An 18,071-nucleotide genomic window follows, 5' to 3' on the forward strand; every position below is an offset into this window, starting at 1 on the left:
GCTCCCTTCCTTAAAGTACCAGTTCCGTCGGACGACGGCGTTTAACCCAGATTGCAATCAACAACCGGGTGACCCAGATTGCCGAAAACATCGATGTAATAATCCCGATTGCCAAGGTAACGGCAAAACCCTTGATCGGACCGGAACCAAAGCTGAACAATACAAGGGCTGCGATCAGCGTGGTCAGGTTGGCGTCAAGGATGGTTGACATCGCACTGCGGAAACCCGCGTCAATGGCATTAATAATTGTTCGGCCATTATTCTGTTCTTCGCGGATACGTTCAAAAATCAGAACATTGGCGTCAACCGCCATACCCACGGTTAGAACGATACCGGCAATCCCCGGCAATGTCAGGGTTGCCTGCAAAACAGACATCACCGCCACGACAAGGATCAGGTTCATCATAAGCGCGATATCAGCATAGAAGCCAAACCGGCCATAACTGACCACCATGAAGACCACGACAAAGACCATGCCAAGGATGGCCGCGATTTCACCGGCCTCGACTGAATCCTGTCCAAGCCCCGGACCAACCGAACGTTCTTCAAGGATTTGCATCGGCGCAGGCAAAGCACCCGCACGTAACAATAGTGAAAGATCGTTGGCTTCCTGAACGCTGAACTGACCCGTGATGATACCGTTACCACCGAGGATCGGTTCATTGATGCGCGGAGCCGAAATCACCTCGTTATCCAGAACAATCGCCAGACGGCGGCCGGCACTTTTCGCGGTTGCGTCCCCAAAACGCGCACCACCGGCGGCGTCAAAGCGGAACGAAACAACCGGACGGCCATCACTGAAAGTCGGTTGGGAATCAACAAGGTTGTCCCCCGACACGACAACGCGACGGTCGATCAGATATTCATTGATACCAGCGGCACGATCCCCTGCATCAGCTGACGGCAGGATCATCGTTCCTGGCGGCATGCCTGTTGCACGCGCCTCAGAAGCCGTTTTCTGATCATTGACAAGGTGGAAATTCATTTTCGCGGTACGGCCAAGGATCGCACGCAAACGCGCCGGGTCATCAAGTCCCGGAACCTGAACCACAATTCGGTCTTCGCCCTGACGCTGGATCGACGGCTCGGTCGTTCCCAGTTCGTCAACACGGCGACGGACCACTTCCAACGATTGGCTGAGTGCGCGGTCAATCAGTTCCTTACGGGCCTGCTCAGTATAGGAAACAATGATGTTGTTCCCCTCGCCGCTCAGAACCGTACCCGTCTCGACGTCACGGATCAGTTCACGGGCCTTTTCGACCTCGTCACCATTGACCACTGTAACCTCGGCCCCCAAAAGACCGGCATCCCGCGGACGATAGCGGATGCGTTCTTCACGAAGGGTCGAACGGATCGTATCGGCAAGTGCCTCGTAACGTTCACGAATAACACTGTTGATATCAACTTCAAGCAGCATGTGCGACCCGCCGCGCAGATCAAGCCCAAGGCTGATCTGTTTACCAGGCAAAAAGCTGGAATCGGTTGGAAGCGCATCCTTGGGCAGGAAGTTTGGCGCGGCATAGATCACGCCCAAAGCACACACCAGCAGAACCAGTGCTGCTTTCAATTTTGTAAAATAAAGCATGTGTTCTTTAACCAGATTTGTCTGGAAAACCTAGGTCTGGTTCCATGGAACATCGGGCATTAAGCCCCGCAGGCCGCCGGCTGGAAACAAGAAGGCGGAGCATTTCGCCCCGCCTTGCAAGTCATCGAAGAGATCAGTCTTTTTTGGGCTCTTCTGCTTCTTCTTTTGCTTCTTTTTCGTCTTTGTCGTCACCTTTTGCAGGCTCGGTTTTCGACAGAACCGTCGAAACCATGCCACGTGCGACTTTAACTTTGACGCCTTCAGCGATCTCAACCGAAAGCTCATCATCGCCAATAACTTTGGCAACGGTGCCGATCAAACCACCGGCAGTGACTATTTTGTCACCGCGACGAACAGAAGCCAGCATCGCTTTGTGCTCTTTCTGTTTTTTCTGCTGCGGGCGAATAAGCAAGAAATAAAATACAACAAAAATCAGGATCAACGGCAGGAAGCTTGTAAGCATATCTGCACCACCTGCACCACCAATGCCCTGCGCATAAGCCGGCGAAATCAACATTAGGAACTCCTAATTCCATACAACAAAACAAATCAACTGCCGGAATATAACCGTGTGCTGCGTCAACGCAAGGAAGAACAGGTTTTTTATCCGTTACAACCCGTATTCTGTGGTTCTGTTCACAATGTTTTTTACCCGATCAAATGCGCGCTGTTTCACATCGCACTGTTATTGTCCGAACGGCTTGTGATAGCGTTTTGGTCCAATATGGTAACGCCATCAAGAAAAGAAACATCCAAGAGGCCTCTATGACCAGCGATCTAAACAGTCTGTTACCAACGCTTGAACGCATTGCCAACGCGCTTGAACGCATGGCCCCACCTGCGCACAAGACCAATGATCTTGCCGCTGCCGACGCTTTTGTCTGGCAGGCCGAAAACGGTTATTTGCAGCCGGTGCGCAATGTAAATCGTATCGAAATCGATCTTTTGCAGGGCATCGAACAGCAAAAAACGATTCTTTATAACAACACCAAACGGTTCACCGATGGTCTGCCTGCCAATAACGCTTTGCTTTGGGGCGCACGTGGCACAGGTAAAAGTTCAATCGTCAAGGCGATGCACGCCAAGATCAATGCTGAAAAAGCAGGCGCATTGGCGCTGGTTGAAATTCATCGCGAAGACATCCCGACACTGCCAATGCTTTTGCACATCCTTGAACAAAGCGGTCGCAAGACCGTTCTGTTTTGCGATGATCTGTCCTTTGATCTTCAGGATGAATCCTACAAATCGTTAAAGGCTGTGCTTGAAGGCGGCATTGAAGGCCGCCCGAACAATGTAATTTTCTATGCCACGTCGAACCGTCGCCATCTGATGGCGCGCGATATGATCGAAAACGAACGCTCAACCGCCATCAACCCGTCCGAAGCGGTCGAGGAAAAGGTCTCTCTGTCCGATCGGTTCGGTCTGTGGCTTGGTTTCCATAACATCTCGCAGGATGTTTATTTCGAAATTATCGAAGGTTACGCCAAGGAATTCGGGCTTGATATGCCAGTTGACGAACTCCATGCGCGCGCCAAGGAATGGACAATGACACGTGGCAGCCGGTCAGGTCGCGTTGCCTGGCAATTCATTCAGGAAATCGCCGGCGAACTTGGCAAGCCGCTTGGCTAATCGCTGTATCGCGCAAAATCAAAACGCCCGGCCAATCAGATGCCGGGCGTTTTTTTATCGCGATACCATGGTCTGTGGCAGATATTTCATCGGGTCGGCTGATTTTCGACCTCGTCGAATTTCGAAATGCAATTGCGGCTGGGTGACGGCCCCGGTACTGCCGACACTTGATATCTTTTGGCCGCGTTCAACCACATCACCGCGCGCCACCATCGGATTTTCGGTATGCGCATAGGCGGTCACATAATCATCAGCATGCTTGATCAGGATCAGATTGCCAAACCCGCGCAACTCGTTACCAACATAGGTCACAACCCCGTTGTCCGCGGCCAGAATCGGCGCACCGCGTTCTGCCCGGATATTGACTCCGTCATTATAAAGCCCACCTGCACCTGCACCGTATTTCAACAATACCGTTCCTTGCACAGGCCAGATAAATCCTTTGCGGCCACCAGGCTCGCTTAACACAACATCACGATGCGTCGCACTGCCCTGTCCGGCAACCGGGGTCGCCCGAGGCATCTGGCGTGTATCGGTTTTCCAAGTATTGACCGATGCAAAACGCTGTTCGGCACGCGCGGCAAAGTCCTGCGGCTTCAGGCCCGGCGTCGGAATATTACCCCCGTTTCGCGGGCTGACACGTGCTGTCTGAACCGTGGTTGAACGTGTTGCAATGCTTGGTTCTGGTGCCCCGGTTGGCACGTTAACCACTTCACGCTTGCCACCAATGGTCACGGTCTTGCGTTGCGTGCTGCGCGTGGTTGTCGTGTTGCTGGCAACAGCCGTTTGCCCGCTGCTGTCATAGGACGGGTCCCATGGCGGCAGGACAAGACGTTGCCCAGGATAAATCACATAAGGCTTGCCAAGCTTGTTCCGTGCGGTAAACCGCCCGAAATCGGTCCGATAACGACTGGCCAGTTCGGAAACAGTGTCGCCGGGCTCGACTGTAATGACGCGTTCGCCATTCCTAAGCTTTGGCATGCTATAGGGGCTATAGCTTGCGCCATCCCCATAAACCACCGGCACCGGAACGGAATTAAGCAAACAGCCACCAAGGGCCGCTGTTGTCCCACAGACAAGCAGCAGCGTCCGAAGTTTCCGAACTGACTGTCTGACACTATTTTCCATCATGAAACAGATTGTCAGCGATCAGCCGTTAACAATCCGTAAGCAGACACGCCTAACAGAATGATTTTCTGCATAAACACGGGGAATTACGGCATCCGCGCTGGCGCTAGAACTCTTCGGTGCCGGGCAGCATCGGCACAAAACGTACCGGCATCAATTCGGTGACATCAATCCCGGTCGGTGTCCGCAACACGCGCAACAGCAATTGCGTATGAGAAACCTCGCCAACCGGAACGACCATAACCCCGCCAATCGCAAGTTGATCAACCAGAACCGGCGGCACATCCTGTGCAGCAGCGGTTACGATAATGCGATCAAACGGTGCCTGCGCCTTCCAGCCCAAGCCACCATCGCCATGCAATGTCGAAATCGTATGCAAGCCCAGTTCACGAAACTTTTCTTCGGCCTCGCGCAAAAGCGGCTTATGGCGTTCAAGGGTGTAAACCCGACGTGCCAGCTTGGCCAGAATGGCCGCCTGATAACCTGATCCCGTCCCGACCTCAAGCACCTTCATGCGGTCGTTAAGTTCAAGCGCCTGGGTCATCAAGGCCACAATATAGGGTTGGGAAATCGTTTGGCCCTTACTGATAGGCAGAGCGACATTTTCCCAGGCGCGGCTGACAAACGGTTCGGCAACAAAAATTTCACGTGGAATATCGGCAAGCGCACGCAATACGCTTTCATCATGGATCCCGTCACTGCGCAGGATCGCAAGCAGATTTTCAATTTCGTCTATTCTGGCAATGACAGGCTCGGTCACGGAAATGCCTTTGTCAGTTTTGCATGCGTTTCGTAATGGGTGAAATCAAGGCTGATCGGAGTTACCGAAATATCGCCCCGCTCAATCACCCGCAAATCCGCATTTTCATCCTTGGGCAATTCCGATGTAATCGCCCCGATCCAGTAATAGGGTTCGCCGCGCGGATCAAGACGTTCCGCGATATGATCACCGATCTTGCGTTGCCCCTGACGGGAAACTTCAATCCGTGCCCCGCCAGCGCGTTCCTTTTCCGGGAAATTGACGTTGATCAGAACCCCTTCGGGCCATGACGTCTGGATCAGGGTTTCCGCCACCGGCAAAAGGTGCTTTTCCGCCATCGACCAATCAATCAGATTTCCTGAAAAAAACTGTGAAAATGCAATTGCCGGAACATGCAAAAGGGTCGCTTCCATCGCGGCCGCCACTGTGCCGGAATAGGTCACGTCTTCGCCCAGATTGCCGCCGCGATTGATCCCCGAAAGAACAATATCTGGCGGGCTGTCGCGCATGATCTGTTGAAGGGCTAACAATACACAATCAGTCGGGGTGCCATCGACTGAAAAATGCCGCTCATCACGTTGACGTATCCGCAATGGATGGCGAAGCGTTAACGAATGCCCCGCCCCGCTTTGTTCCATTGTCGGCGCCACAACCCAGACATCGTCCGAAAGTGTCCGGGCGAGCCGTTCCAGAATTTTGATCCCCGGCGCATCGATGCCGTCATCATTGCTGATCAGGATGCGGGCATTTTTCAGATCGACCATTTCCGCAATCCCTATCCGCGCGGTGAAATCACCTCGACGCCGCCCATATAGGGCTTAAGCACGTCAGGAACGCGAATGGAACCATCCGCTTGCTGATAGTTTTCCATCACCGCAATAAGGCATCGCCCAACAGCAAGACCCGAACCGTTCAAGGTATGGACAAAACTGGTTTTCTTGTCACCCGGCGTGCGATAGCGCGCATTCATGCGACGTGCCTGAAAATCACCGGTATTCGAACACGATGAAATTTCGCGATATTTGCCCTGCCCCGGAAGCCAGACTTCGATGTCAAAGGTCTTGCGTGCGGCAAAACCGATATCGCCAGAACACAGAACAACCGTGCGATACGGCAATTCAAGACGTTCCAGAACCGTTTCAGCACAGCGGGTTTTGCGATCAAGTTCCTCGTTCGATTTCTCGGCAGCGACCACCGATACCATTTCGACCTTGGAAAACTGGTGTTGGCGGATCATGCCACGCGTATCACGACCGGCCGAACCGGCTTCCGAACGGAAGCATTGGGTCAGTGCGGTATAGCGCAGCGGCAATTTGGCCTCGTCAATGATTTCACCGGCAACCTGATTGGTCAGGGTGACTTCCGATGTCGGGATCAACCACATGTCATTGGTGGTTCTAAACGAATCCTCGGCAAATTTCGGAAGCTGACCGGTACCAAACATCGCCTCATCACGCACCAGCATCGGCGTAATGGTTTCTTCGTAACCATGCTCGTTCGTATGCAGGTCCAGCATGAATTGGCCCAACGCACGTTCAAGCTTGGCCAAACCGCCTCGCAGAATAACAAACCGTGAACCCGACAGTTTGGTTGCTGTTTCGAAATCCATCATGCCAAGCTTTTCGCCGATTGCGAAATGCTCAACGGGTTCGAAATCAAAGCTGCCGGGCGTACCCCATTTGCGCACTTCGACATTATCATCTTCGCTTTCGCCTATCGGCACTTCAGCGTCGATGACATTGGGCAAGGACGACAGCAACAGATCAAGTTGCTCGTTCAGGCCAGCCTGCCCATCTTCTGCTTCCTTGATGCGATCCTTAAGCGATCCCATTTCGGCCATCAGGTCGTCGGAATTGCCGCCGCTTTGGCGCAATTTACCAATTTCACCGGAAATGGATTTGCGGCGCGCAAGCATCTCCTGATGGTCCGTCATCAGACGACGACGATCTGCATCGATATCGATCAGGCGCTGTGCCGTAATATCAACCTTGCGCGCAGTCATTCCTGCGTCAAAGGCGTCGGGGTTGTCACGAATCCATTTAATATCGTGCATGAAACGGCACCTTGTTCTTCAGCTATTTGGGCGATTATTTGTGGCTTTTATACGATGGGGTGGACGCTTGGTCCACCCCATCGGATCGGTCTTTTGACAACCGGATAAATCAATCAGCGCGCGCTGTTGAAATCATCCTCGTCATCGTCACCTTTGGGTGATGACGGTTTGTCCAACATCGGAGCAGATCCGGAAAGTGCCTTTGGCCCGCTTTTGTCAGTGTCACCGTCCCCGTAATCCGCCGCCGCAGCCGCCGATCCTTGGGCATCAACACCGTCAACATTGCCATCATCACCGTCGGCATCATCGCTATCGCTGTTGTCATCGTCGTCCGTATCGTCGTCTTCTTCGGCTTCACGCTTTGCGCGTTTGCGTTCCGACATCCGCGCCATCAGGATCGAAATTTCGTAAAGAATGACAATCGGAATGGCCAGGCCAACCTGCGAAATCAAATCTGGCGGCGTCAGAACAGCAGCAAAGACAAAGGCAATCACAACCGCATATTTACGACGCTTTGCAAGCGAGTCTGCTGTCACGATCCCGGCACGCGCCATCAACGTCAACAACACCGGCAACTGGAAACACAGACCAAAAGCAAAGATCAGCTTCATCACCAGCGAAAGATATTCACCAACCTTGGCTTCAAGCTGAATGGCAAGCCCCGATGCACCGCCTGCACTTTCAAAGCTCAGGAAGAACTTCCAGGCCAGCGGCATGATCAGATAGTAAACCAGCGCCCCGCCGGCCAGAAACAGAACCGGGGTCGCAAAAAGAAACGGATAAAACGCCGACCGTTCGTTTTTATAAAGCCCCGGGGCGACAAAGGCCCATAACTGGGCCAGAAAAACCGGAGCCGAAACAAAACACGCCGCAAAGAACGAGACCTTTACATAGGTAAAGAACACCTCGGTCAGCGCGGTATAGATCATGCGGCGATCCGGGCCCATGATGTCGGCCAGCGGTTGCACGAGAAAGCCGTAAATGTCTTCGACAAAGAAATAACAAATGCCAAAGGTTATAAACAGCGCCAGAACCGACCAAGTAAGACGATTCCGAAGTTCGATCAGATGCTCCATAATGGGCATCTGCTTGTCATGCGCTTGCATGGTCACGCCTGGCTCTCCGGATGATCAGTCTTTTTACCCGCCGCAGCAGTTGCCTTCGCATCCGGTTTTGATGCCGGGGCTTTTGGGGCCGCTTTTTTTGAGGTCGCGGCCTTTGATGCGGGGGGGCTCGGTTCCGATTTCACATCGGATTTCGTTTTAACCTTGGCGTCAGTTGCCTTGGCTTCAACCGATTTGGTTGCAGCAGGCTTTGACGTTGCTTTGGGGTCGCCAATCTTATTCTCGATGAAATCAGATGTGCTTGCACGTGCATCGGTGACCTGCTTGCGCAAATCGTCAAGCTCGGCCTCTCTGATCAAATTGTCGACACCCCCCTGGAATTCGCGCGCCATTCCGCGCACCTTCTTCCAGTACCCCGCAAGCTTGTACAGCACATGGGGCAAATCCTTGGGGCCGACGACGAACAATGCGACGACGGCCACAAGTGCCATTTCGGTCCAGCCGATATCAAACATGAAACACGCCTATCTGAAGGAAACCCGACAGACGATCAGGATTTCACGGAATCCTTGTCTTTGCTCTCGGCGGAAACCGATGCAGACGTGGTGTTTTCAATGGTTTTGGCCGTTTCAGCGTTATCTTCGTCTTTTTCGTTGATGCCCGCTTTAAAGCTCTTGATCCCTTTGCCCATGTCACCCATGACTTTTGGCAATTTGCCAGCGCCAAAGATGATCAGAACAATGGCCAGAATCAGAACGATTTGCCAAACGCCAATACCCATAACTTCTCTCTCCAAAGATCCATTCTGCCTTCCGGCTATGTTGTCCGGATAATGGCAGAAAGCCCCCCACTGTGCAATGCAACGATTGTGAATATACCGTGCATTACGAGGAATCTATATGTTTGCATCCAAGGTCCGAGCCGATTAAGTCGTCGCGTTCCGACCCCGGCCTCATTTGGCCCGTTTCAATCACGAAACAGACCTAAGTCATAGGAAACACAAAGGTCATGTCGGGATCAAGCGTAATAGCGACAGAACTTTGATTTACCGACGAAAGTCTACGGGGAACCCGGGCATGGACATGCCCGCCGGCATGCAACGACAAATGCATAAGGCTGATCTCACCCAGGGATCGCACCGCATCGACCCGCGCCAGAATGTCATGCCCGTTAACCGCTTCGCCAACCTGAAGCCCCTCGGGACGTACCAGAACTTCAACATCGGTGCCATTTGCCAGCACGTCATTGGCCACATTGCCAATCGGCGTCGCAATCACGCCATCGCGCACGATAGCTGCAAAACGGTTCACTTCACCAAAGAACGATGCAACAAACCGGTTTTTCGGGCTGAAATAAAGGTCTTCGGGCGTGCCATCCTGCATTACTTTCCCTTCATTCATCACGATGATCCGGTCGGCCATATACATGGCTTCTTCCGGGTCATGGGTCACCATGATGGTGGCAATCCCGGCATTTTTCAAAATATGCAATGTGCTGTCGCGCAATTCGGCCCGGCGTGCGACATCAAGCCCGGAAAACGGTTCATCCAAAAGCATCACACGCGGCGTCGGTGCCAATGCACGCGCCAACGCAATACGCTGTTGCTGCCCGCCGGATAATTCATGGGGATAAGCATTGTAAAAATCGGACATGCCAACTTGCTCAAGCGCGCGCTCAACCGCGGCCTTGCGATCACCGTCACTGAGCGATTGCAAGCCAAACCCGATGTTTTTTGCAACGTTCAGATGCGGAAACAGGGCGTAATCCTGAAACACCATGCCAACGCCGCGCTTTTCGGGTTCAAGATATTCCCCCGGACGGGCAACAATTTGATCATTAATCGAAACACTGCCCTGTTGCAGTTTTTCAAGCCCGGCGGCAAGGCGCAATGCGGTTGTCTTGCCACATCCCGACGGCCCCAACAAACAAACCAGTTCCCCCGGTGCAACGTCAAAACTGACATCGTTCAGAACCTTGTTGCTACCAAATTCATGGCTGACATTTGACATTTTCAGGCCGTCTGACATCAAATCTCTCTTTATTGGTTTTGCGGAAAATCCGTGCAATTGATTTGCAAAATCTTTCCCAGATTTAAGCCCGACCGACACCGCTTGCAAGAAGATGGATCAAATATTCACAAATTGCAGGCGATTTACGACACTTCGTTGTCGTCTTTATCCACAAGATTGGGATTATCGCTATAGATCGTCTCGTCAAGGTCTGCGAGATCGGCAATATCACCCAGGTTCCGCGTCGTCAGGGCTTCCTCGACGACAGAATCCGTAACCTCGCCATCATCCACCAGATCGGGCAATGCTTCTTCATCAGAACTTGCTCCATAGCGCCCCATCCCCGGGCGGCTATCCAACAACCCTGCGGCCTTCAAATCAGCCAGCCCAGGTAAATCATCACGATGTTCCAACCCGAAATGATCCAGAAAATCATCGGTCGTCGCCCATAAAACCGGCCGCCCCGGAACACGTTTGCGGCCTCTGGGCCGGATCCACTTGGCTTCAAGCAGAATATCAAGCGTCCCTTTGGAAAGCGCCACGCCGCGAATTTCCTCGACCTCGGAACGCGTAACCGGCTCGTGATAGGCAATAATCGCAAGTGTTTCTAGCGTCGCCCGTGTCATCTTTTTGGCTTTTTCGACTTCGATATGAAGATCACCGGCAAGGTCGGCTGCCGTGCGAAACGCCCATTTCTCGCCAACACGGTTCAAATTTACGCCGCGATCCGAATAACGTGACTGCAATTCTTCAAGCAACACCGAAATATCTGCCCCCTCGGGCAAACGCGCGGCAAGGACCCTTTCACTGACCGGTTCAGCAGATGCAAACAACACGGCCTCAATGATGCGCAAATGTTGAAAATCAATTTGCGGGCCATGTTCAATGCCATCGATTTCAAATTGCGGGTCAGTCTCTGTTTCAGTTGCCATCTTCATTCGCCTCTGCCCCGAATTCAGCCATGTCACCATAATCCCCGGATGTAATACCCGGTTCTTCGGGGTCTCGTTTCTTTTGCGGTGATCTCAGCATGATCGGCCCAAACACCTGTTCCTGCAAAATTTCCAATTCACCGTCCCGGCACATCTCAAGACTTGCGACAAAATGTGCCGCCAATGCCGATCGCGCCTTAAGCGGCGATCCAAGGCCATGCGGCATAAATTCCAAAAGTCGGGTCCAGGTTGGCACCAAACGCCGACCAAAAAGATCACGCAACCGCCGGATCGCATCATCCATGGCATAAAGATCAAAGGCCTCGATCTCCAGCGTCTTGGACTCGGATGTCAGCATGATCTGCGCATAGGCCTTCAACAGATCATAAAGCGATGCGTCATAAACCGATGCTGTTGTTACCCGGATTTCTTCCGGATCGCCGCGCCCAAAGAAATCCCGCCCCAGATTGGGCCGCCCCAGCAACTTTTCACCGGCCGCCTTCATCGCGCCCAGCCGTTTTAGCTGAAAGGCAAGCAATTCGGCCATTTCCTCGGCGCTGAGTTCTTCTTCGTCGGAATCCTGTTTGGGCAATAACAGACGCGACTTCAAATAGGCCAGCCAAGCCGCCATCACCAAATAATCAGCCGCCAGTTCCAGACGCAACCCTTGGGCGGTATTAATGAAATTCAGATATTGCTCGGCCAGATCAAGGATCGATATTCGGATGATATCGACCTTTTGATCGCGGGCAAGTTCCAGCAAAAGATCAAGCGGCCCCTCGAATCCGTCCAAATCCAGAATAAGACGTTCGGCAAGGCTTGGCCCGTCATCGACCGGCGCCTTGTCAAAATCATCATCTGGAATGTCGAATTCAAACTGTTTGGCCATCAATCCCCCTGAACCGCCCCGAACTGCATCCCTTGCCGTCCGCCCCCCGGGACAGCAAGGGTGCTATCAGGCAAATATATCGGCCAGAAAATTCACAAGCGCCGTGGCCGGTTCAATGACCAGCCAATGGAAAATCGGTAAATTAATTCCAAGATGGCTGGTGACATAAGGCAACAGGAAAATCAACGCGATCAAAAGGATCATGCCGGTTTTTTCCATACGCGCCAAGACCCGCGCAATTGGCAATGGCGAAATCGCGGTCAAAACCCGCCCGCCATCCAGTGGCGGGATCGGCAACATGTTAAACACCGCCAGAATGCAATTAAGCCAAAGCGACTGACGCAATGTGGTCGCCACCCAGTTATCAACCACCGGCGAAAATGACGGCAACCACACCAGCAACAAAATCGATGCTATCGCCAACAACACATTGGTTGCCGGGCCTGCAATCGCCACACCGATCACGCCCAGACGCTGTGGATGAAGGCGATGAAACGCCACGGGCACCGGCTTGGCATAGCCAAACAGGAACGGTGCGCCGGTCAACAACAACAGGCCGGGAATTAAAATCGTGCCGACCGGGTCGATATGGCGGATCGGGTTCAGGCTAAGCCGCCCTGCCCGCTGCGCAGTATCATCGCCAAACAATTTGGCAGCAAACCCATGTGCAGCTTCGTGCAAAGTAACCGCCAGCAACACGGGCAAGACCCAGGTCGATGCCGAAATGATCGTCTCGAAAATGGCATTCACGCGGTTTATTCCTCTGCCTGCCAGACCGGTGCCAACAACTCATTCAACCGCGCCTGCCAGTCGGCAAGCTGCGTGAAGGATGGTTTGGCAGGTCCGAAACCGGCAATCTGATTGGTCAATAATTGTGCCCGAGTCAATGAAACGCCCGAAAGTTTCGGCGCCATCGAAACGACCTCTTCCATTTCCAGGCGCTTGCCATTGCAATGAAGGGCAATATCACACCCCGCCGCAAGACATTCATAGGTCCGGCTGGCAATTGACCCGCCCAGGGCCTCCATCGACAAATCATCACTGATCAACAGGTTTTCAAACCCGATATCACCGCGTATGATTTCCGAAATCACCTTGGCCGATACCGTTCCCGGACGCTGGTCATCAATCGCGGTGAATAAAAGATGGGCCGACATCGCCGCGACAACATCCTTCATCTGGCGAAAGGGTTCAAAATCCAGACGGTTAAGATCTTCACGCGATGCCGTAACAACCGGCAAATCCTTGTGGCTATCAACCGATGCCTGACCATGCCCCGGAATATGCTTGATCACCGGGGCAATGCCACCATCCATCAACCCGGCGGCAACCGCACTGGCCAAGGGCACAATCTGTTCGACAGTTGCCCCATAGGATCGGTCACCAACAACGTCGCTCATCCCCGGAAAACGGATATCCAGAACCGGGGCGCAGGTGATGTTAAAACCGGCTTCGCGCAAATCGGCGGCCATCAGACGGGCATTGACATAGGCCGCCTCACGCGCATTTTCGGGCGCGGTTTGAAACAACTTGCCAAAAATACCCGCAGCCGGAATTTTGCGCCAATGCGGCGGTTTAAGACGCATCACGCGCCCGCCTTCCTGATCAACAAATATCGGCACGTTGATATTACCAACGACATCCCGCAGTTGATCGGTCAATGCCTTGATCTGTTTACGGTCCGTCACATTGCGGGCAAACAGGATAAAGCCAAAGGGTTCGGCCTCGCGAAAGAAACCCTTTTCCCAATTGCTCAGTTCAGTACCTTCAACGCCCAAAACACAGGCACGCGGTTTTCTAACTTCAAGGCCGGACAATCAGGCACCCCACATTGCGTTGTTTCAAATTGCCACACAGCGTCTCGGCAACCCCGGCATTGGCAAGCGGACCGGCCTGTAACCGGTAAAACACGCCTTTGTCACCAAGGTCAGTACGCTGTACAAACATCTGAAGGTTACCAAGCAAGTCCTTGTTTTTCGATGATAATCTTTTCCATTCAGATTCTGCCCCCGACGCATCACGCACAGATGCCAACTGAATACGGAAATCCTGTTCCGATACCTTGCCTGTGGCGACATTGGCCTTGGCTGCAACTGGTGTTGCCGATGCGGCGACGACTGCGGCCTGTTGCTTTTCCTTGGCAGCCGCAATGGCCTTTTCGGCATCGCTTGGTGCCGCAATTTCCGGGGCCTTGATGGATGCTGTGGTCTGGCTGGTCGCTGTTTCAGGTACGGATTCAGCAGCAGGTTCCGATTTTGATGCCGATAATGCTGATGCAGTTTCAGTTACAACCTGCCCGACACTGGTTTCGGCATTGGACGCCCCATCAGCCACATCCGTTTCGCCACCGTCATCAGACGACGGCATCACTTCCGGGGCCTTGGGCATATCTGGCAATTCCTGAAGAACCACCGGATCTTCGGGCTGGCTATCGTCAAGCTGTTCATAGATCGTGGTATCGCGATGGGGCACTTCCATGCCACCAGGATCATCCGGACGCAATTTGACGGGTGTCGGGTCTGGCAAAAGGATCGGCAATTTTCCTTCTTGCTGGGCCGGTTGTCCCTGATTGTAAAACCAGTAACCACCGGCACCAAGACCGCCCCCCACAACCACAAGTCCAAGGATCACGGTTGCCGCCCCCTTCATCCAGCCACCACCCGGGGCTTTTTTTCCAGCCCCCCGATAGCGTTGCTCGGCATGAAGGTCGAAACCCTGATCCTCGTTCATCGTGATTACATCTCCTCGACCGGGGTGACCCCTACCACTTCAAGGCCCGACGCGACGACCAGTGCCACGGCCCGGATCATTGCAAGACGTGCCAGTGTTACCGGCAAATCGTCAGCAACGATAAAGCGAAGTGCGGTATTGTCACGTCCCTTGTTCCACAAGGCATGGAATTCTGCCGCTATTTCTGTCAGGAAAAAGGCGATGCGATGGGGCTCATGCGCAACGGCGGCCTGTTCGATGATACGCGGCCATTCGGCCATGCGCCGCACCAGTTGTTTTTCGTCTTCTGATGCCAGCATCGAAAGATCGGCACCGATAAGAACCTCATCCGACAAATCCTGCCCCGGGAAAGCCTCGCGCGCTTGGCGGAATACTGAATTCACCCGTGCATTGGCGTATTGCACATAAAATACCGGGTTATCTTTCGATTGCTCGGTGACCTTGGCAAAATCGAACTCAAGCGTCGCATCGTTCTTGCGCGTCAACATGATAAAACGAACAACATCCTTGCCGACACGTTCGACCACATCGCGCAGGGTGACAAACGTCCCGGCACGTTTCGACATTTTGACCGGCGCGCCGTTATCAAACAGGCTAACCAACTGGCACAGCTTGACGTCAAGATCGCCCTCGCCGCCCGTGATTGCCTTGGTCGCGGCCTTCATACGTTTGACATAACCGCCATGATCGGCACCGAAAATGTCGATCATGTGGTTAAAGCCACGTTCATATTTATCAAAGTGATAGGCAATATCGGACGCGAAATAGGTCCAGCTGCCATCCGATTTTTTCAGCGGGCGGTCAACATCATCGCCAAATTCGGTTGCCCGGAACAAGGTCTGCGGGCGCGGTTCCCAATCATCGGGGGTTTTGCCCTTTGGCGGTTCCAGAACGCCGACATAAATGTCGCCCTTCTTTTCAAGGTGATCAAATGCTTGTTGCACCTTGCCTGCAGCGACAAGACCGGCTTCGGATGTAAACACATCATGGGCAACCCCCAAAAGACGCAAGTCTTCCTTGATCAGGGCCATCATCTCGACGATGGCAAAACCACGGAATTCCTCAAGCCAGTCTTGTTCGGGGGCGGCAACCCATTTATCGCCATCACGGGTAGCCAGTTTCTTGCCCGGCTCGACCAGATAATCGCCCGGATACAGACCCGCCGGGATTTCACCAATGGCTTCGCCAAGGGCCTCGCGATAGCGCAGATGCAGCGACCGCGCCAGCACATCAACCTGCGCACCGGCATCGTTGACGTAATATTCCTTGGTCACATCGTAGCCGGCCTTGGCCAAAAGATTGGCCAGAACGTCACCGACAACAGCACCGCGGCAATGGCCGACATGCATCGGGCCGGTCGGGTTGGCCGATACATATTCAATATTCATCCGGGTATTGCCACCAAGCTGGCTATTGCCATAGGCCGTGCCGGTTTCCAAAACTTTGGTGATCTGCGACAGCCAGAAATCATCGGCCATACGTAGGTTAATGAACCCCGGGCCAGCAATTTCGACTTTTTCGACATGGTCAAGCATACCCAGCTTTTCAGCCAGTTTCTCAGCCAGGTCGCGCGGCTTCATCCCCGCCACCTTGGAAAGAAGCATCGCAGCGTTGGTCGCAGCATCCCCGTGCGCGGCATCGCGCGGCGGTTCGACCGTGATACGCGCGGTATCGCTGCCAGAAGGCAAAACACCTTCTTTTTCAAGGACGAGAATCTGATTCTCGATGTCGCTTTTCAACAGGCTGAAAACATTCATCACTTTGGTCTTTGCAAATTTCGTTCATGGTCAATCATGACCATTTTGATGAGGCTGTTTTGGGACATTTCGGACCAAAACGCAAGCGACCGCTTGGTTAGCCTGCTCACAGGTTTTGACATTTCTGCCATGCACGCTAAATAGAGCATTAAAGAACGCGATCAGGCTGTGCTAGACTAGGCACCATGATCGTCAATATACCCGTTGGGTTGCCCATGGATCGAAAATCTATGGATAGTGCATCAAGGAGTGTCGAATGACGGAAACTTCCCGGCAAGTCCAGATGACTGAAAGTGCCGCAAAACGTATTCAGGAACTGATCGCCAGCAATGGCACGTCCGACCTGATGTTGCGTCTTCAGGTCTCGGGCGGCGGATGCAGCGGTTTTCAATATGAATTCTCGCTTGATTCCGACAAAACCGATGAAGACAACATTTTCGAAAATCACGGCGCAAAGATGGTGATCGACGATGTATCGCTTGATCTGCTCGGCGGTGCGGAAATCGATTTTGTCCGCGAACTGGTCGGTGCGGCCTTTCGTGTAAATAATCCAAACGCAACGTCGTCGTGCGGCTGCGGATCCAGTTTCTCGGTTTGATTCGCATCGGAAAAACAATTTATAAAACGGGGTTCGTGTTTTACGAGCCCCGTTTTGTTTAGACATAATATCGTTATGTCTGTGCATATAACGCTGAATTTATCCGCAACATCGAGGCCCGCATGAAAATCGCCACCTGGAACGTCAACTCGATCAAGGCCCGCCTGCCCAATATCCTTGAATGGCTTGGCGAGGCAAAACCCGATGTTGTCCTGCTTCAGGAAACCAAAACCGTCGATGATGCTTTCCCGGCCATGGAAATCGAGGATCTTGGCTATAACATCGCGATTCACGGTCAGAAAACCTATAATGGTGTGGCGATCCTGTCGAAATTCCCCATCGAAGATGTTGAACGTGGTTTGCCGGGCAATGATGACGACGAACAGGCCCGCTATATCGAAGCGACTATAGCGGGAAATAATCCGATTCGGGTGGCGTCAATCTATGTGCCGATGGGGACTGAAGTCGGGTCCGAGAAATTCGCCTATAAGCTGAACTTCCTCGATCGCCTGATCAAACGGTTTGAAAAAATCCACGCCAGCGGCGAGGCCGCGGTTATGGGCGGCGATTACAACATCACGCCTGATGATTCCGATGTCTATGACCCGATCAAACTGCACGAAACGGTGCTGTGTTCGACCATAGAGCGCAAGAAACTGCGCACCATGGTCAACATGGGATACACCGACGCCTTCCGCACCTTTAATCCGCAAGGCCATCAATACAGCTGGTGGGATTATCGTGCGGGTGCCTGGAACAAAGATAACGGGCTTCGCATCGATCATTTGTATCTGACACCTGCCGCCGCCGACCGGCTGAGCGCATCGGATATAGACCGCGACCCGCGCGCCAAGGAAAAGGCATCCGATCACACCCCGGTCTGGTGCATGATCGACGATTGATCCGCAGTGCGGTCCTGACAGGCTGCCCCCTCCTC

The 18,071-nt window shown here is 53.2% G+C and carries 19 protein-coding genes; 3 read left to right on the forward strand and 16 right to left on the reverse strand.

What is annotated here, in order from left to right:
• Positions 1 to 10: 10 nt before the first annotated feature.
• Entirely contained in the window at positions 11 to 1,585 is a 1,575-nt protein-coding gene (secD, locus tag TALK_RS20365) for a protein translocase subunit SecD (protein ID WP_085621004.1), read from the reverse strand.
• Between the two features lie 133 nt (positions 1,586 to 1,718).
• The gene (gene yajC / locus TALK_RS20370; protein ID WP_085621005.1) at positions 1,719 to 2,102 is read right to left on the reverse strand and encodes a preprotein translocase subunit YajC; all 384 of its coding nucleotides are present in this window, start codon (positions 2,100 to 2,102) and stop codon (positions 1,719 to 1,721) included.
• Positions 2,103 to 2,350: 248 nt separating this feature from the next.
• Here yajC and TALK_RS20375 point away from each other — a divergent pair, with 248 nt between their 5' ends.
• Positions 2,351 to 3,214 (forward strand): ATP-binding protein, encoded by an 864-nt coding sequence (locus tag TALK_RS20375; protein WP_085621006.1) that lies wholly within the window; start codon positions 2,351 to 2,353, stop codon positions 3,212 to 3,214.
• A 54-nt stretch (positions 3,215 to 3,268) separates the two neighbouring features.
• Here the strand turns inward: TALK_RS20375 and TALK_RS20380 are convergent, their stop codons facing one another.
• The 14 genes from TALK_RS20380 to argS all read right to left on the reverse strand — a co-directional run bounded on the left by TALK_RS20380 (position 3,269) and on the right by argS (position 16,536).
• Complete coding sequence (locus TALK_RS20380) at positions 3,269 to 4,345, reverse strand: peptidoglycan DD-metalloendopeptidase family protein (protein WP_245830060.1); 1,077 nt, start codon at positions 4,343 to 4,345, stop codon at positions 3,269 to 3,271.
• Between the two features lie 103 nt (positions 4,346 to 4,448).
• Positions 4,449 to 5,102 (reverse strand): protein-L-isoaspartate(D-aspartate) O-methyltransferase, encoded by a 654-nt coding sequence (locus TALK_RS20385; RefSeq protein ID WP_085621007.1) that lies wholly within the window; start codon positions 5,100 to 5,102, stop codon positions 4,449 to 4,451.
• Entirely contained in the window at positions 5,099 to 5,866 is a 768-nt protein-coding gene (gene surE, locus TALK_RS20390) for a 5'/3'-nucleotidase SurE (RefSeq protein WP_085621008.1), read from the reverse strand. Before surE ends, TALK_RS20385 begins: the two co-directional genes overlap by 4 nt.
• An 11-nt stretch (positions 5,867 to 5,877) precedes the next feature.
• Positions 5,878 to 7,155, reverse strand: coding sequence for a serine--tRNA ligase (gene serS / locus TALK_RS20395; protein WP_085621009.1), 1,278 nt, complete (start codon positions 7,153 to 7,155; stop codon positions 5,878 to 5,880).
• A gap of 113 nt (positions 7,156 to 7,268) precedes the next feature.
• Positions 7,269 to 8,261: a twin-arginine translocase subunit TatC gene (gene tatC, locus TALK_RS20400; protein ID WP_339858207.1), complete on the reverse strand. Its 993-nt coding sequence runs from the start codon at positions 8,259 to 8,261 to the stop codon at positions 7,269 to 7,271.
• 2 nt (positions 8,262 to 8,263) lie between these two features.
• Positions 8,264 to 8,734 (reverse strand): Sec-independent protein translocase protein TatB, encoded by a 471-nt coding sequence (tatB, locus tag TALK_RS20405; RefSeq protein WP_085621011.1) that lies wholly within the window; start codon positions 8,732 to 8,734, stop codon positions 8,264 to 8,266.
• A 35-nt stretch (positions 8,735 to 8,769) separates the two neighbouring features.
• Positions 8,770 to 9,000 carry a twin-arginine translocase TatA/TatE family subunit gene (gene tatA, locus TALK_RS20410; RefSeq protein ID WP_085621012.1) on the reverse strand — a complete coding sequence of 77 codons (231 nt, stop codon included), beginning with the start codon at positions 8,998 to 9,000 and terminating at the stop codon, positions 8,770 to 8,772.
• A 202-nt stretch (positions 9,001 to 9,202) separates the two neighbouring features.
• The gene (locus TALK_RS20415; RefSeq protein WP_085621013.1) at positions 9,203 to 10,246 is read right to left on the reverse strand and encodes an ABC transporter ATP-binding protein; all 1,044 of its coding nucleotides are present in this window, start codon (positions 10,244 to 10,246) and stop codon (positions 9,203 to 9,205) included.
• Between the two features lie 125 nt (positions 10,247 to 10,371).
• The gene (gene scpB / locus TALK_RS20420) at positions 10,372 to 11,160 is read right to left on the reverse strand and encodes an SMC-Scp complex subunit ScpB (RefSeq protein WP_085621037.1); all 789 of its coding nucleotides are present in this window, start codon (positions 11,158 to 11,160) and stop codon (positions 10,372 to 10,374) included.
• Complete coding sequence (locus TALK_RS20425) at positions 11,150 to 12,049, reverse strand: segregation and condensation protein A (RefSeq protein WP_085621014.1); 900 nt, start codon at positions 12,047 to 12,049, stop codon at positions 11,150 to 11,152. Before TALK_RS20425 ends, scpB begins: the two co-directional genes overlap by 11 nt.
• A 66-nt stretch (positions 12,050 to 12,115) precedes the next feature.
• Positions 12,116 to 12,799 carry a site-2 protease family protein gene (locus TALK_RS20430; RefSeq protein ID WP_085621015.1) on the reverse strand — a complete coding sequence of 228 codons (684 nt, stop codon included), beginning with the start codon at positions 12,797 to 12,799 and terminating at the stop codon, positions 12,116 to 12,118.
• 5 nt (positions 12,800 to 12,804) lie between these two features.
• Complete coding sequence (gene nagZ / locus TALK_RS20435) at positions 12,805 to 13,866, reverse strand: beta-N-acetylhexosaminidase (RefSeq protein ID WP_085621016.1); 1,062 nt, start codon at positions 13,864 to 13,866, stop codon at positions 12,805 to 12,807.
• On the reverse strand, positions 13,853 to 14,779 hold the full coding sequence (locus tag TALK_RS20440) for an SPOR domain-containing protein (protein ID WP_085621017.1): 927 nt from the start codon (positions 14,777 to 14,779) through the stop codon (positions 13,853 to 13,855). Before TALK_RS20440 ends, nagZ begins: the two co-directional genes overlap by 14 nt.
• 5 nt (positions 14,780 to 14,784) lie before the next feature.
• Entirely contained in the window at positions 14,785 to 16,536 is a 1,752-nt protein-coding gene (gene argS, locus TALK_RS20445; protein WP_085621018.1) for an arginine--tRNA ligase, read from the reverse strand.
• A 256-nt stretch (positions 16,537 to 16,792) separates the two neighbouring features.
• Between argS and erpA the strand changes: the two genes are divergently transcribed.
• Positions 16,793 to 17,134 carry an iron-sulfur cluster insertion protein ErpA gene (erpA, locus tag TALK_RS20450; protein WP_085621019.1) on the forward strand — a complete coding sequence of 114 codons (342 nt, stop codon included), beginning with the start codon at positions 16,793 to 16,795 and terminating at the stop codon, positions 17,132 to 17,134.
• A gap of 122 nt (positions 17,135 to 17,256) precedes the next feature.
• Complete coding sequence (gene xth, locus TALK_RS20455) at positions 17,257 to 18,036, forward strand: exodeoxyribonuclease III (RefSeq protein WP_085621020.1); 780 nt, start codon at positions 17,257 to 17,259, stop codon at positions 18,034 to 18,036.
• Positions 18,037 to 18,071: the final 35 nt, after the last annotated feature.

It is taken from the genome of Thalassospira alkalitolerans, from assembly GCF_002115745.1.
Classification (GTDB): Bacteria; Pseudomonadota; Alphaproteobacteria; order Rhodospirillales; family Thalassospiraceae; genus Thalassospira; species Thalassospira alkalitolerans.